This is a genomic window from Paenibacillus sp. 598K, assembly GCF_003851045.1.
Taxonomy (GTDB): Bacteria; Bacillota; Bacilli; order Paenibacillales; family Paenibacillaceae; genus Paenibacillus_D.
This window is the reverse complement of the sequence record NZ_BFBX01000114.1, coordinates 10,711-26,335: the sequence shown is the minus strand read 5'-3', so window position 1 is coordinate 26,335 and position 15,625 is coordinate 10,711. Positions and strand designations below refer to the sequence as shown.

The 15,625-nt window shown below is 61.6% G+C and carries 12 protein-coding genes; 3 read left to right on the top strand and 9 right to left on the bottom strand.

Annotated features, from left to right (window positions below; translation table 11 throughout):
• Positions 1 to 121: 121 nt before the first annotated feature.
• Positions 122 to 1,357: an AMP-binding protein gene (locus PA598K_RS27760; RefSeq protein WP_128660056.1), complete on the bottom strand. Its 1,236-nt coding sequence runs from the start codon at positions 1,355 to 1,357 to the stop codon at positions 122 to 124.
• A 204-nt stretch (positions 1,358 to 1,561) separates the two neighbouring features.
• On the opposite strand from PA598K_RS27760, the gene PA598K_RS27755 reads away from it, so the two are divergent.
• The gene (locus PA598K_RS27755; RefSeq protein ID WP_128660055.1) at positions 1,562 to 2,353 is read left to right on the top strand and encodes a YheC/YheD family protein; all 792 of its coding nucleotides are present in this window, start codon (positions 1,562 to 1,564) and stop codon (positions 2,351 to 2,353) included.
• Positions 2,354 to 2,369: 16 nt separating this feature from the next.
• Here PA598K_RS27755 and PA598K_RS27750 read toward each other — a convergent pair whose 3' ends face one another.
• The gene (locus PA598K_RS27750) at positions 2,370 to 2,936 is read right to left on the bottom strand and encodes an alpha/beta fold hydrolase (RefSeq protein ID WP_376739085.1); all 567 of its coding nucleotides are present in this window, start codon (positions 2,934 to 2,936) and stop codon (positions 2,370 to 2,372) included.
• Positions 2,937 to 3,127: 191 nt separating this feature from the next.
• Between PA598K_RS27750 and PA598K_RS27745 the strand changes: the two genes are divergently transcribed.
• Positions 3,128 to 3,766, top strand: a complete 639-nt coding sequence (locus PA598K_RS27745) for a hypothetical protein (protein WP_128660053.1) — start codon at positions 3,128 to 3,130, stop codon at positions 3,764 to 3,766.
• A 125-nt stretch (positions 3,767 to 3,891) separates the two neighbouring features.
• Here the strand turns inward: PA598K_RS27745 and PA598K_RS27740 are convergent, their stop codons facing one another.
• The 7 genes from PA598K_RS27740 to PA598K_RS27705 form a co-directional block, all read right to left on the bottom strand.
• Positions 3,892 to 4,677, bottom strand: a complete 786-nt coding sequence (locus PA598K_RS27740) for a formate/nitrite transporter family protein (RefSeq protein ID WP_128660052.1) — start codon at positions 4,675 to 4,677, stop codon at positions 3,892 to 3,894.
• A gap of 76 nt (positions 4,678 to 4,753) precedes the next feature.
• Entirely contained in the window at positions 4,754 to 5,080 is a 327-nt protein-coding gene (gene nirD, locus PA598K_RS27735) for a nitrite reductase small subunit NirD (RefSeq protein ID WP_128660051.1), read from the bottom strand.
• A gap of 99 nt (positions 5,081 to 5,179) precedes the next feature.
• Positions 5,180 to 7,609: a nitrite reductase large subunit NirB gene (nirB, locus tag PA598K_RS27730; RefSeq protein WP_128660050.1), complete on the bottom strand. Its 2,430-nt coding sequence runs from the start codon at positions 7,607 to 7,609 to the stop codon at positions 5,180 to 5,182.
• Positions 7,610 to 8,068: 459 nt separating this feature from the next.
• Positions 8,069 to 9,088, bottom strand: a complete 1,020-nt coding sequence (locus tag PA598K_RS27720; RefSeq protein ID WP_128660049.1) for an ABC transporter substrate-binding protein — start codon at positions 9,086 to 9,088, stop codon at positions 8,069 to 8,071.
• A 78-nt stretch (positions 9,089 to 9,166) separates the two neighbouring features.
• A complete protein-coding gene (locus PA598K_RS27715; protein WP_128660048.1) occupies positions 9,167 to 9,817 on the bottom strand; it encodes an ABC transporter substrate-binding protein in 651 nt (216 codons plus the stop codon).
• Positions 9,775 to 10,353 carry a helix-turn-helix transcriptional regulator gene (locus PA598K_RS27710; RefSeq protein ID WP_185602268.1) on the bottom strand — a complete coding sequence of 193 codons (579 nt, stop codon included), beginning with the start codon at positions 10,351 to 10,353 and terminating at the stop codon, positions 9,775 to 9,777. The genes PA598K_RS27715 and PA598K_RS27710 overlap by 43 nt, the downstream gene beginning before the upstream one ends.
• A 346-nt stretch (positions 10,354 to 10,699) precedes the next feature.
• A complete protein-coding gene (locus PA598K_RS27705) occupies positions 10,700 to 13,714 on the bottom strand; it encodes an alpha-mannosidase (RefSeq protein WP_128660046.1) in 3,015 nt (1,004 codons plus the stop codon).
• A gap of 301 nt (positions 13,715 to 14,015) precedes the next feature.
• On the opposite strand from PA598K_RS27705, the gene PA598K_RS27700 reads away from it, so the two are divergent.
• Positions 14,016 to 15,625: sensor histidine kinase (locus tag PA598K_RS27700; protein ID WP_128660045.1), on the top strand; the 1,610-nt coding region annotated here is incomplete at its 3' end.

Sequence of the window (15,625 nt, the reverse complement as noted above, 5' to 3'; positions counted from 1 at the left end):
CAGCTCCAGCTTGGCATAGACGACGATGTTCCGCTCGTGTTCGAACAGGCGGGAGAGACGGACCAGCGGCGTGTTGCCGATACAGGACAGCCAATCTTCGCTCATCTTTGGCGCACGCCTCCTAACGGTACAGTTTTTTCGCTTTGATGCCGTCTTCAGCCAGACCCCAAGGCTCCCGCTCTCCCAGCAGCTTTACCTCAATAGGCTCCAGCATGCCACCCGCGATCATCTTGCCGATCGCGGGTATTTTGCATTCAATGCCGCTGCGGATCGCTGGGAGTTGATCGGCTGCGAGCTGTGTCGAGCGGATCTCGACGGCGAGCCTGTTGTCCCGCACGCTGACGCGCAGCTCCGCACCGAGGGCGTAGCGGTGGACGATCTCCTCGATGTCATAGAGACTGATCTTCTCCCCGTGCTTCAGCTCCGGTCCGATCCGCTTGGCGACGCAATCGAAGATCTGACGTGGGCCCTCGTCCGTCTCCACAGTGCGCAGATTGCGCACCACATCATAAGTGACGAAGCGGATGACCGGGAAGAGGCTGCGGTGCAGCGAGGTGAGGACGAGCACGGCTTCGCCAGGCTCCAGAGGCATGTAGCGGGAGTCCAACGACTCAGACGTCACGGTCTCCGCGTACAAGCCCTCGTCCAGCACATAGGCGCGGAGGCGATGGTCATAGGCGGCGATCGCTCCGACCTCGATAGAGCCGTAGGTGTCGAGCATATCTGTAGCGCCGATGCCCAGACGCTCCGTCATCGCGGCTTGCCATGCAGGAGAGGCGATCTCGCCGACGAGGATCACCTTGCGGATGCCTAGCGAAGCGGGACGAGCGGCTGCCCGGCATATGCCTTCGAGGATCGAGGGCATCGTGTACAGCAGCTCGGGGCGATAGGTTTCGAGCAAGGCGATATGCGCTTCGATCGGCTGCGAATAAGCCAGCGTCTCCGTCTCCATACCCAGCATGCGGAAAATGTCCGGCGCGGTGGCCGCCGCGTGGCCGGTGCCTACATCGGCGAGCGCTTTGCGCAGCGGCGGGTCGGGAATGGGCGGCGTCTGCAACCAGCGACGATAGCTATCGGTTTTGGCGGCGGCATAGTGCATCTCATCCTTCGGGGAATAGTAGATCGCGCGGCTGACGCCGGTCGAGGTGCCGGAGGTACGATAGACGGTCCGACCATGGGCGGCGGGCGGTTGTTGACTGTAGTAGCATTGCTCCAGTCGTTCAGATGTCAGCAGCGGCAGGTCGGACAGGGCGAGGCCGGGCCAGGTCGCTGCATGCTCGCGCAGCAGCTGACCGTAGCCCGGGTGCAGCTCTGCCAGTCGACGAACCAGGGCATCAAGCATCGGGGACGGGATCATTTGCGGACAGGCCTCCTCGGTCGGGCATAGTGGGCAAGAGCTCTCTTCTACAAGGTATGCACAGGCCCGCGCCCTGTCACGTCAGCAGCCTATACAAGGCGCCTGGTACGAACGTATGCTGGAGAGAACTCGTCAATTCGCTATGGCCGAGTCGGGTCGTAGTCTACCAGACAGGAAGCACATGGGAACGAAGGAGGCTTGAAAATGGCAAAACTACGTAAATTAACGGACAAATGGTACAAAACGAGGCTGATGCTTCAGAATGATCTGCTGCGCCAGCATATGCCGCATACGGCGGTCGTGACGAAGCAGGAGCTGTATCGCATGCTGGCGGAATACGGCATGGTCTATGTAAAGCCGTCCAGAGGCTCCCGGGGCAGAGGGGTAATCCGAATGGAGAGAGGGGGCGGAGCGAAGGCGACTTACCGCTACCAGTTGGGAAAACGGAGACGGAGCTTTTCCAACTTCAAGGAGGCGTACCGGTCGTTGAGCTCACGGATAAAGGGCGAGCGATACATCGTCCAGCAAGGCATCCGTCTCTTGCGACACAAGGGCCGCGCCTTTGATATCCGCCACATGATCCAGCGGACGCCGGGCGGAGATTTTGCTGTGACAGGCAGCCTGGCCCGTGTCGCCGCTCCACGCAAGATCGTCACCAACGGCAGCCAGGGCGGCTCGATCTATGCGACCGATGCGGTGCTGCGCCGCCACACCAACTCAGTTGGCCGTGCACGACTTCATCGCCGGATGGATCAGCTGGCGCAACGAACCGTGCAGTTGCTCCGGGAACATACGGATGGGATCCACGAGCTGGGGATGGATTACGCCATTGACGGCGGTCTGAAGCCCTGGATCCTGGAGGTCAATACAAAGCCGGATGCGGCTCCGTTCACGCTGCTCCCGGATCGCAGTATCGTCCGGCGGATCGTCCGGTACGGCAGACGTTACGGTCGGCGTTACAACCTGGTGGCCAAAAAGGCCAAACGCGGCCGTTGAGATGCACAAATGACCGTTAGCATTCCCTCGCGAATCTGTCGATTGTCGTCCCGCTAGCGTCGGCTTGGAGCAGGAACTGCGTCAGTGCAGCGGCGAACGCTTCAGGCTGGTCCTCCTGGACATAGGTGAGCGAGCGCGGGAACAGCTGCTGGTCATCGGCACCCCAGAGGATGAGCGCAGGCTTGTCGTAGCGCGCAAGTCGCGAAGCGGTCTCTTGCGTAATCGCAGGGTCCCAGCTGCGGACGACCTTGGCGAAGTCTCGACGAATGCTGCGCGAGCGAGTGAACGGGCGGACGTACAGCTCGCTCAACTCCTCCTTGGTCGCGGCATGAGACAGCAAGCCAAGCGCCCTCGGGCTGCGCACGAATGAGGGGACGCGGAACAGCATCGCCATCAGCGAGAGGAAGCCGGGCACCCGTACGCCGATCTGCAGCGAGGCGAATGCGGAGGGCGGGAAAACCTCGAAGGCATCGGTGTTGCACAGGACGAGGTGCGAGACCATGTCGGGATACGTTGCTGCAAAAACTTGCGCGTATGCGCCGCGATCATCGAAGCCGCGCTTGGCATCGCGGACGCGAGCGATCCGAGGGCGTCGCGCGAGCAGGCGAGGCGGCTGCTGGAAGGCATCGTGCGCGGGTTATAGCTACTGGATTCGCCCAAGCAGGCGGGCTTCGTTTAATTGCAGCGCTGCCTTAACTTTCTGGCGCTCAGAGCCGTTATATAGGGTGGAGCGATCGATTCCAGAATACGACAAGCTTGGGGGAAAGCAACACCATGAAAAAAGCACTAGGCGTGCTGTTGGCGGCAACGATCTTCATCGCCGGCTGCGGCGCGGGCAATGACAAGGCAAACAATGCCCACACGAATGACAACGACGGAGCCGCCGTGACTTCACAGAATGGGGATGCTGGCGGCGCGGTAGATGGCCTCCAGATCGAGGAGAAGGACGGGGACATCGTCCTGCGGTTGCCTGCAGGGATGTTCGAGGGGCAGGACCTGGATCAGGTCATCGAGCAAGCCAAGGCGGAGGGCGTCAAGGATGCGGTCAAAAATGACGACGGCTCGCTGACGTACACGATGTCCAAGAAGCATCACAAGGAAATGCTGACGGAGATGGGGCAGGGAATCGCTGATTATACCAAGGAACTGGTTGCGGAAGGGACGTTTGCTTCGGTGAAGGCCGTCGACTTCGCCAAGGACTTCAGCGAGTTCACGCTGACGGTCGACCAGGAGGCTTATCAGGGCAGCATGGACGCCTTCGCAGCGATGGGTCTGGGCATCCAGGGGATGATGTACAAGATGATGCAAGGTCTCCCGGAGGCCGAGCAAAAGGTCACGGTCCATCTCAAGGACGAGAACAGCGGCGACGTATTCGACAGTATCGTCTATCCGGACGCCATGCAAGGCTCTTAAACGCCATACGCAAGCCAAGGCGCATTCGCTCCATATGGAGAGGATGCGCCTGATTGTGTTCAAGCGGCTGCTGCTCGTTATCTCAAGAGGCGCTCGAGCTGCAAGCCCTCATCCTTCAGACACCGTCAGCGTCCCTTGCGGCGCACCGGCGAGACGTACCAGTAAGCCAGACCCATGAACAGAGCGCCGCCGACGATATTGCCCAGTGTGACGGGGAGCATGTTGTGCAGCCAGCCGCCAAGCGTGATGGTGTCGGGATGGCCCGGCAGCAGCCAGGCGAGGGAGAGCAGCGTCATGTTGGCGACGCTATGCTCGTAGCCGCTGGCGATGAAGGCGTACAGACACCACCAGATGAGCACGAGCTTGGCGATGTCCTCCTTGGCGCGGGCCGAGGTCCAGAGAGCCAGACAGACGAGCCAGTTGCAGAGGATGCCGCGGAAGAACAGCTCGAGCGCCGGGGCGCTCATTTTTTTGGCCGCCACGACGTACAGCAGATGATCGGGAGCGGCTGTCTTGAAGATGCCGCTGCCGACAACCAGCAGCGCGAGCAATACAGCGCCCAGCAGATTGCCGATGAAAACAAGCGTCCAGTTGGTCAGCGTATCCTTGACCGTAGTACGTCCGGCCAGCGTGCTCATCGTGAAGTACATGTTGTTGCCGGTAAACAGCTCGGAGCCGGCGAATACGACGAGCGTGAGCGCCAGGCCAAAGGACATGCCCATCAGCATCGTCTGAAAAGGCGAACTGGCAGCGAGCAAAGGCGCGCCGATGCTGAAGATGAGCACGATCCCGAGGCCGACATAGGCGCCGGCCATCGCCGCGGAGACGAGATAACGCGGCAGACTGGCTTGCATGGCGGCCTTTTTTTTGAGCGCTGTCTCGATCATCGTCTCGACATTAGGTGTATACATGGTGGTGTCCCCCAGTATGAAGATATCCGTTCCTGTGATCATCGCGTCCTGTGATAAATCGCGCGGGAGGGAGCGGCTAGACCGCTACCCAGACATAGCCTTGCTCCACCTTGGTCGGATACATCCGGACCTGACCTTGATCGGGCGCCTGCACCTCCCCGGTGCGCAGGTCGATCTTCCAGTCATAGAGCGGATCGTACAGATAGGTACCGGAGACGATGCCCTCGGCGAGCGGGCCGCCTTTGGGATGCGGCGTGCGGTTGTCGGCCGCGAATACCGAGCCGTTGGAGGTGCGGAACACGGCGAGCTCCCGGCCTTGCACCGCGATGACTCTGCCGATCTGCGGCAGGAATTCCGCGAGCGCCCCGGCAGCATAATAGGTTCCGGTGGATGAGGTTGTCATGATGAATCTCTCCTTTGTCTATTGGGATGTGCCCCGACCGCTCAGGGTCGGGGCACCGTCGTATCTGTGGGGGAGCCAGGAGTCAGTCGAGGCGACTGCTCAAGGCTGTGCGTGAACCTCGATGCCTGTAAACAGCTTGCTTTGGCCTTGCTCGTCGCGCAGCGCTTTTTTCCACGGCTCCTCGACCTGGGCGAGCGCCAGCTCGATACGCGCCATCAGCGCCTTGCGCTCCTGTTGATTATCGACGACGACAGCGCGGATCGCTTCCAGTCCGAGCCGCTCGACCCATTCCGAGGTGCGCTCGAGGTAGTTGGCGGTCTCGCGGTAGTGCTGCATGATGGCGCCGCACAGCTCGATCAACTCCTCATCGGTTTTGACCTTGCAGAGCGAGTCCGCGAGGCGGGCCTTGACGCCGCCGTTGCCGCCGATGAAGATCTCCCAGCCGCCGTCGTTGCCGACGATGCCGATATCCTTCGTGCATGCTTCGGCGCAGTTGCGAGGACAGCCGTTGACCGCAATTTTGAACTTAGCAGGCAGGTCGAGCCGCTCGAACTTGCGCTCCAGCAGCGCGCCCATCGCCATCGAGTCTTGCGTGCCGAAGCGACAGAACTGCGAGCCGACGCACGTTTTGACGGTGCGCAGCGACTTGGCGTAGGCGTAGCCCGACGGCATATCGAGCTCGGCCCAGACGAGCGGCAGATCCTCTTTTTTCACGCCGATCAGGTCAAGCCGCTGCCCGCCGGTCACCTTGATCACCTTGACATCATATTTCACGGAGATATCCGCGATTTTCTTCAGATCCGCCGGGGTCGTCACGCCGCCGTACATGCGAGGCACGACCGTGTAGGTGCCGTCCTTTTGAATGTTCGCGTTCATCCGCTCATTGACGAAGCGCGATTCCTTCTCGTCCTCGTGCGTCTCCGGGTGCAGCATGCCGAGGTAATAGTTGACGGCGGGACGACATTTGGAGCAGCCCTCGGGCTGGGTCCAGCCGAGCACGTTCATGACCTCCTTGGTCGTCTGCAGCCCCTTGGCCTGAATCTCGGCGACGATCTCATCCCGCGAGAGCGAGGTGCAGCCGCAGATGCCTTGCTTGGCGGAGCTGGTGACGCCGTCGCCGAGCACATACTGGAGGATCTGCTCGACGACCGGCTTGCAGCCGCCGCACGAGCGGGTAGCGCCGGTGCAAGCTTTGATCTCGTCGACGCTGGTCAAGCCCTGGCCCGTGATCACGTCGACGATCGCGCCTTTGGTGACGCCGTTGCAGCCGCAGACGATCTCGTCATCGGGCATCGTGTCGATCGACGATGTTTTTTTGTGACTGCCGCAGCCAGTGCCCATGAGCGAAGCGTACAGCTCGTCGGTCATAAGCGTCTGCTGCTTGACGAGCTTTTGCAGCTCGGCCGCGTCGCTCACGTCGCCGAACAGGACAGCGCCGACGATCCGGTTGTCGCGCAGCAGGATTTTGCGGTACGTCCGCTTCCAGTCGTCCTTGCGGGAGAGGACGGCGAGCTCGGGGTGATCGAGGAATTCGCCGGCCGAGAACACATCGACGCCGGAGATTTTGAGCTTGGTGGCGACGACTGAGCCTTCGTACGGCTCGGTGGCGACGCCGCACAGATGCTTGGCAAGCACGAGACCTTGCTCGAACAACGGCGCGACGAGACCGTAGCAGACGTTGCGGTGCTCCACGCATTCGCCGACGGCATAGATATGTGGCGCGGAAGTCTGCATGAAGTCGTCGACGACGATGCCGCGTCCGGTCGCGATGCCGCTGTCTCGGGCGACGCCGAGGTTAGGCTTGATGCCGACGGCCATGACGACGAAGTCGGCCTCAAGCACCGAGTCGTCGGCGAAGCGAAGACCTTGCACGCGCTCGCCGCCGATCAGCTCCTTGGTCTGCGTGCCCATGCGGAATCGGATGCCCTGACGCTCCAGCTCGGCCTTGAGCATCGCTGCCGCCTGCGGGTCTAGCTGACGCTCCATCAGGTCCTCCATCAGATGGACGACTGTGACCTCCATGCCGAGCTGCACGAGGCCCTTGGCCGCCTCGAGGCCGAGCAGTCCGCCGCCGATGACGGCGGCTTTGCGGTAGCTGCGTGCCGCCTCGAGCATGAGGTTGCAGTCTGCGATGTCGCGGAAGCCGACCACGCCTTGCTTGTCGTGACCCGGCACCGGCAGCATAAACGAGCTTGAGCCCGTTGCGATGATCGCCTTGTCGTAAGGAATATGCGCGCCATCCGAGGTGACGACGACCCGCGCCTCGGTGTCGATACGGGCGCCGGCCGTTCCTTTATGCAACGTGATGTTGTGGTCCTCATACCATGTCAGATCGTTGAGGACGATATCATCGATCGTTTTGCTGCCTTCGAGCACATAGGACAGCATGATCCGATTGTAGTTGGGGTAGGGCTCGGCGCCGATGACCGTGATGTCGAATCGGGTGCTGAGCTTGAGGATCTGCTCGACGGTGCCGATGCCGGCCATGCCGTTGCCGATGACGACGAGTCGTTCTTTGGGTTGATTCATGTGCATCTGCCTCCTTGGTTAAGCCTTGTGACGAAGTGCTTGTATCTAGTTATTCCAGCGGGTTCATAGTCAAATCATACTTGAGCTGCACGGTCAAGAATGTGATTGAATTCACATACTTAGTGTCTAAAGAATAAACATTGTGAAAAACTATACATGTCAAAAAGTGAAAAATTGCACGTGAAGGCGGCGATCCCCACACAGCCTAATGCGATAGGACTCCGCATGTGTGTATGGAAGCGATGGAAGCGGGTGAGAACTCGAATCCAAGAGCTGCAGTCAATGGTCGTCCCCGAATGGGCTTGCTTAGCTATCCCAATTCCCGAAGAGGGGTATGGGAAATGTCTAGAAATACAAACAACACCCTCCCGACTTCCTATTGGGAAGCGAAAGGGCTGAGTGGTGAGAGAGGACGGGGACTAGGCGCCCCCGCCTGCTCGATTAAGCAGCGTTCAGCGGCTACTGCGGGGCAACCCCGCTCAGCAACGCGGCCGTTTCCTTCATCGTCTCGCGGATCGTCGCGATGTCGGAGCCGTAATATTTGTCTGTCTCCAGCTTATGGACGCGGCCATTTTTGACGGCAGGGAGATTTTTCCACAACTCCAGCTGCTCGATCTCGGCAAAGGCGTCATGGTCGTCGCCTTCGTCCCGGACGATCAGGAGCAGATGGTCGCCGGCATAATCGGGCAGCATCTCCAGCGAGATCTCGACGGCGGAGCCGAAAGGCTGCGCTTCGATCTCGGCTGCGACCTTGTCCGGTGCCGGGGCCTGGAGTCCGCTGCGCAGCATGTATCCGGCGAAGTTGCGGTTCAGATAGATCCGCAAACGGCCTTTCTCGACGCGGAAGATCGAGACGGTCTGCTCGCCCAGCGCCGCCCGCACCTGCTCGCGGGCAGCAGCAGCTTCGGCTTCATAGTCCTGAATCCATGCGGCGGCCTCATCGTCCTTGCCGATCGCGGCTGCAAGCTTGGTGAAGATGCCGTAGATCGGGTCCTGGTCAAAGGAGAGGTAAAACACTGGCGCAAGCTTGCCGATCTGCTCCATCTGCTCCGGGTAGATCTCCTGAAAAACGGTCGGCGCGATGACCAGATCGGGGTCAAGCTCCAGCAGGATCTCCGGGTTGGGCGGATCGCCGATCCGCTCTACGCCTTGCATCTGATCTTGCGTGTAGATGATCTTGAAGCTGTTGTCGCCTGCGCCGACCGGCTGGACGCCGAGCGCCAGCAGCTCGGCTGCGAATTCTCCTGCGACGATGCGCTTCGGCGCGACCGGCACCTCGATCTCGCGGCCGAGATCGTCCGTGATCCGCTTCGTCGTTGCTTGCTCCTCTGCGGGAGGAGCTGTCTCGGCAGCCGGGGTCTCCGAGCTGCTTGGCGTTTTGTCGCCTGTCGTAGCATCCAGTCCGCCGCATGCCGCCAGCAGCAAGGCCAGCAGACCGCAGCAGAGCAGCGGGATAAGTCTCAATCGTACGTGTTTCATCTGTTCCTCCTGATATGATAATGATAATTAATATCAATTAACATTGTAATCGAATCCATCGCTTGTCGCCATGGATCGTTATTGCTCCCGGGATGGATAAATATGATGCTCGGACTCGGCTGCAAGCAGCGCTGCCGCCTCCTCCATCTGTCCGAGCAGGGAAAGCGGATCGTTGGACAGCCAGTCGGCGACGTCGACCTTGTAGACATGGCCAGCCTGAACGGCGGGATAATCGCACCATGGTTGGCTTGTCGTCAACGCCTGCCAGCAAGCTGCCGCCGCGGCATCCGGCTGGACGACGACGAACAGATGCTCCGCTGCGTAGAAGGGCAGCTCCTCGACCGTGATGACGCTGGAATGGAAGTGCTCGTTGCACAGCGATTGCACGGCGATCCGATCAGGCGGCGGGAGCTGGAGGGAGCGGTACAGCGCGTAGCCCATATTGAGCATGCCATACATCTGCATCAGCTCTCCCCGGATGCGGAGGATAGCGACGCGACTGCCGCCGGTGGCGTCGTGCACCTTGGCGCGCAGCTCGGCGCGTCGGGCTTCGTAGCCCGCGATCCAGGCCGCCGCCTGCTCGCGGCGGTCGAGTCGGGCAGCTACTGCGGGCAATTGCTCGTAGATCGGGTCCTGATACGCGTCGAGGCGCAGCGCAGGCACGGAATCGACCAGCTCCTGCTCGATTACAGCGCTGCCTGTGAGGACCAGGGTCGGTTGCAGCGCCATGAGACGCTCGAGGTCGGTTCGAGGGCGCAGAGCGCTGCCGATATCTGGCGGAAGGTCTGCGGCGCGACGAAGCCGCCGACGGCGGCATGGTCGGCAGCGCAAGGCGAGACGCCCAACGCCAGACAGTGGCCGAGGCCGTCAAGGGCGACGACCCGGGAAGGCTGCTGGCGGACATAGCCGGCCGGAGAGATGCCGGTCAATTGCTTGAAGCGGCGGCTGAAGTGATAAGGATCGGCGTAGCCGACCCGTTGGCCGACCTCGACGACGGACAGCTCCGTCTGCCGCAGCAGCGTCTTGGCCTGCTCGATCCGCAGATGCGCCAGATAATCCATCGGGCTGACGCCCTTGTATTTACGGAAGATCCGCGAGTAATGATCGGGATGGAGTCCGGCCAGCTCGGCCAGTTGCTCCCGTGTGATGGTGCTGCGGTATTGTTGCTTCATATAGGCGATCGTACGATCGAGCTTGTCCAGCGTCTGGGGCTGGCGAGGCGCTCGGTTGTTCGAGTCCGCCTCGCGAGGGAGGGGATTAAGCATGGCTGATCTCTCCGGATTTAGGATTGTGGTTGCATTATAGCATATTTGGCCGGATATCATCTGCGGAGGAGCCTGGCGCAGCAGCGGCAGACAAGACTGGCAGGGTCCTAGCTATGGACACGTAACCGCGGTACTGTGCGACGAGGCGGCTCGGGCGCTGGTCCAGCCCACCCCAAAAAACCTTGCCGCGCCTGCAAGGGCGGCGGCAAGGTTCATCCTGTAAAGTCGACTCGCTGTGAAGTCGAGCCGAAATGGGCGATGTAAGGCGGCTCAAGTCAACTTCGCAGCGCCATATGCTGCAGCGAGGAGCGACGCCCCAGCCATCGCTGCGCTTCAGCGCTTCGTCCTAGCGAATGCCGTCCAGCGTCAACGCATACGTCACAATCTCCGCGCGGCTGACCGGTTGGGAGATAGACGGGCGCACTTCTGTGTGTGCTGCTGCAGCACTGGCACCATCTGCGTTCGCTGTCTCCGCAGTGGCGGCATCTGCATTCGATGCCTCGACACTGACACCGCCAGCAGCGCTTGCGTCTGTCGCACCTGCTGCGGCCCAACCGGCGATAGGCTCGCGGCGGCGCTCCAGGATGTCGCTGCGGTATACCTCGCCTGCGGCGAAGCCCGGCGCGAAGCTCAGCTCGCTGGCCGCGCGGTCGAGGTTGAACCAGCGCAGGATCAGATCCTCGTGCGTGCGCGACAGCTTGACGGCGGACAGCGCCAGCGACGGACCGCTCCAGTCGAGGAAGCGATGCTCCGGTTGCAGCGAGCCTGCGTGAACGCCGGTCTGGACTGCGAAGGTCGGCGTCTGGAACTGATAGGCCTGCGCATAAGCCTCCGACGAGACGACGTCGCCGGCATGCGGGTAGATGGCGAACTCGGCGTATTGCTCGCCGAGGCATTGCGCCTCCGGCGTCGGGAAGACGCCCCAATCGCCGAGCTCGGAGACGGCCCGCAGCAGCGTAACGGCGATCGTGCCTTGCTCGTCCTGCAGCACCTCGTACTCGTGCAAGCCCTTGCCGGCGATCGTCAGTCCATGCTGCTCGTCCGACACGCTGACGAAGCATTGCTGATGCTGGGCGTTGCTCGGATTGATCCACTCCGGCGCCGGCACTGTATCGCGACGGGCGACCTCGAAGATCGAGTCGGCCGCATGCTGGGCCGCCTTGATGCCGCTCGGGAACAGCACCCGCAGCCGGTGGTCGCGCGCCTGGTTGTCGAAGCTGCTGCGCACCTGCAAGCCTGCGCCGTCGCGGTCGAGGGCGACGGTCGTGACGATCCGCAGCGGTACCATCTCGCTCGTCCGCTGCGCCTGACGTTTGGTGAACGGCACGATGCGACGCTTCTCCTCCTCGAACGAAGCGTCGGCGCTCGCAGGCACCTGCCACTCATGGACGATCTCGAACACTGCCCGGTACGGCTCGTCCTCGATGAGACGCACCTGTGCCTCGACCTCGCGAGTCGTAAGCGGCTGCTCGCCGTTCGGCTGCTTGAAGACGTACTCGTTGCCGAGATCGCCGCAGTCCTCATAGACGAGCAGGTCGGTATAGACGCGGCCTGTCCGCTGGTCGGTGAGTGTTAGCGAGCCGTTGCCCGCAATCTCGACCGCGACATGGCGGTTTTTCATCCCCCGGGCATGGGTGCGGAGCATCGAGCGCTCGGCTGTCTGGTCGCCAGACAAGCTATGCGCCTGATTGTTGGCTTGCGACGCCAGAGCTCCGACGATTGAGGCCCCCGCTGCTGCGATGGCCGCGGCTCCGGCCGTTCCTGCCCCGGCCACAGCCGACGCCTCGGTCGCTGCCACGCCAGCGGCACGCTTCACCCAGGCATATGCTCTGTAGCCGAGCGCCGGCAGCGCCGCCGCCTCGAAGGATAGTCGGATGCGGCGCGCCATATACGGCTGGCGGAACTGGTCCTTAGGCAGGTCGTAGCCGAAGTGCACGCCGAGATCCTCGGCAGCGGCGTACACCTCGCGGCCGGCCGCGTCGATCAGCGCGTAGCGCTCCCGCTCCAGCGGCATAGCCTCCAGCTCGGCGGTCGCGGCGGCGATCGACGGACGCTCGCGGAAGTACAGCTTGTCCGTCTCCAGCTCGATGGTGACCGTCAGGCTGCGCGTCCAGCCGGTCGTGTTGAACACCGCGAATGGATAAGCCTGCTCGCCGTAGGCAGCGAAGCCTGTCGTGTCGATGGCGCTGGCCAGCGCGTCCAGACTCTCGTCGATGATATACTCGGCAGTGTGGCGGCTCTTGTCGAAGCGCGATACCATCTCCCGATGCACCTCGTCGACGCTGCAGCCGCAGATGCTGTCATGCGGATGGTTCTGCATGAGCGTCTTCCAGGCGTAGGTGAGCTGATCATGCGGATACGGCTTGCCGACCGCCAGTCGGGCGAGCGCGGCCAGCGGCTCGGCGCCCTTCTCCAGCAAGGTCTGTCCGGCAGCGTTGAGCTGCTTCAGGTAGACTCGGGCGGAGGCGGTGTTGACGAGCGTCCCCCAGCCGTCGGTGCGCTGGCTGCGCAGCTCCCCCTCGACCGTGACGAGCTTCTCCGGCTGCAGCTTCTCGCGCACCGCGGCGATATATTCGTCGAAGGTCGAATGGACGAACTCCACGTCCGGGAACAGCTGCCGCGCCGTCGCCAGCGCCGCCGTCAGATCGGTCTGCACCGGCTGATGGTCGCAGCCGTTCATGAACAGCAGCTCCGGCGTCGAGGCGTATTTGGCGGCGTCGGCGAGTTTTTTGTCCCAGTATGGCTTGGCCGCCTCGGGCAGCGCCGGCACCTCGTTGCCGTTGCTGTACCAGTTGGCGAACAGGATGCCGAGCACCCGCGAGCCATCCGGGCTCTCCCAGAACATCTCGGAGTACGGCGATTCGTAGCTCTCGACATCGCTGACCATATTGTTGAAGCCCGTAGGCTTGACGCCGCGGCCGAAGACGGCCGTCTCGATATCCGCCTGCTTCAGCAGCTGCGGCGCCTGGCCCATGTTGCCAAAGGAGTCGGGGAAGTAGCCGAGCTTGGAGATAACCCCGTGCGGGGCCGCATCCTGGTGGCCGATCAGCAGGTTGCGGACATTGGCCTCCGAGCTGGTCAGGAACTCGTCCTGCAGGATGTACCACGGGCCGATGACGATCCGTCCGTTGCGGATATGACGCTCCAGCCGCTCCCGCGCTTGCGGGCGCACCTGCAGGTAGTCGTCGATGATGATCGTCTGGCCGTCCAGGTGGAAGCTGCGGAAGTCTGGATCGCGATCCAGTGTATCCAGCAGACTGTCCATCAGCTCGATCAGCAGCATATGATGTCGTTCGTATGGCAGGTACCATTCCCGGTCCCAGTGAGTGTGCGGGATGATATGAGCTCTTTGTTTGTTCATTGCGTAAATACGCTCCTCTCGGTTGTGCATGTTCCTATTCTCGGTTGTGCAAAGTTTCGTATGGAATTCCTGTTGCCTGGCGTGAACGCCAAAAAAACCTTCTGATCGCGGACTAAAAGGATGCGGGAAGGCCAAGGCTGACGGATAGAAGCCGGGGCTTCCATCCCTATGAAAATCCGAGGGTTCCTCCATTATAGCGGCCTGCCGGCGGTTTTTCAAATGAAAGAAACATTGCCGGGCGCTTTCATTTGATGGTACACTTGGCAGCAAATCATCCGATCGGAAAGGTGCGAGGGAGCGAATGGGAGCAATCCGCCGGTTTAACGACAATCATTTGCGAAGCAAAATGTTCAACAAAATCCTGCTGCTCTACTCCCTCGTCATCATCCTGCTGTTCGCGGCTGCGGCCGTCATGGTGCATCAATACAACAAGCAGCGCTTCATCCGGGAAGCCGTCGACGCCGACATGCGCTCGCTGCAGGTGACGAGCGCGTATCTGAGCGGCCAGCACAACGCCATCCAGAATGCGATCCAGCAGCTCTACGCCGACGCGACGATCATCGAAGACCTGAACTACTTCCTCGACTCCAGCTACGAGGACTATCTGGCCTCTCGGCTGACCCGCTTCAGCGAGAGTCGGCAAAGCTTGCTGAAAACGTTCGAGATGCAGCTGAAATCGTACATGGAGCAGGACAGCGGCATCGAAAACGTCGTGCTGTACAGCTACAGCCGCCAGTTCTATTACTTGCTGAGCGCCAGCCGTCAGCAGATCGTCGAGCTGGGAGCGGAGTCGGACTGGGAGCCGTGGATGACCGAGCGGCGGAGACAGCCCTGGACCGCGCATGTGCCGGAGGAGCTGCTGCCGCAAGCCCGCGACGGCGCGGGACTGTACAGCTATGTCAGGGAGCTCAACGATCCGTTCACGCTCAAGCGGACCGGCGCGATCCTGGTCGATTACGATGTCGATCGACTCGCAGAATGGATCGCCGCCCGCACCCCGTCCATGTACGGCAGCCTGATGGTGCTGGCAGCGGACGGGAGCATCCTCTATGCCGACAGCGAGTGGCTGCCGGAGGAGGGACGGATGGATCTGCCGATGCTGCGCGCCTACCAGGGCGAGTGGATCCGGCTGGCGGAGCGCTCCCGTGTCAATCTGGTGCAGATCGGCGACTCCGGTCTGACGGCGGTGAGCATTCTGCCCCAGTCGGTCATCGACAGTAGCACGAGCAGTCTGCGCAACAGTCTGATCGGTATTACGCTGCTGTTCATCGCGCTTAGCTTTACCGTGACGGCGACGATAATGATGCGTTACTCGCGCAAGTTCAAGCTGCTCGTCACGACGATGAGCCGGATCGAGTCCGGCGATCTGTCCGTGCGCGTCAAGGTGACCGGCGAGGACGAGCTGCAGCAGGTCGCCAGACGGTTCAACGATATGTGCGAGCGGCTGCAGGATTATATCGACAGGGTGTACCTGTCCGAGATCAAGCAAAAAAATGCCGAGCTGGTCGCCTTGCAGACGCAGATCAATCCGCATTTCCTCTACAACACGCTCGAGGCGATCCGCATGAAGGCCTACAGCGACGGCTCGCGCGATGTGGGGCAGATGATCTACATCCTCTCGTCGATCTTCCGCAGCATGGTCAAGAAAAACGCGCTCGTCACAGTGCACGAGGAGTTGGAGCTGTGCGGGATGTATCTAGAGCTGTTCCGATTCCGCTACGAGGGGCAGCTCGCCTTTGAGACGGAGGCCGATCCGCGCGTGCGCGAGTGTATGACGATGAAGCTGCTGGCGCAGCCGATCATCGAGAATTATATGATCCATGGCTTCCGCCCGGGCGCAAGCGATAATCGCATCACAGTCCGGGCCGTCGCAGACGGCGAGGACATCCGCATCGTCATCGCCGACAATGG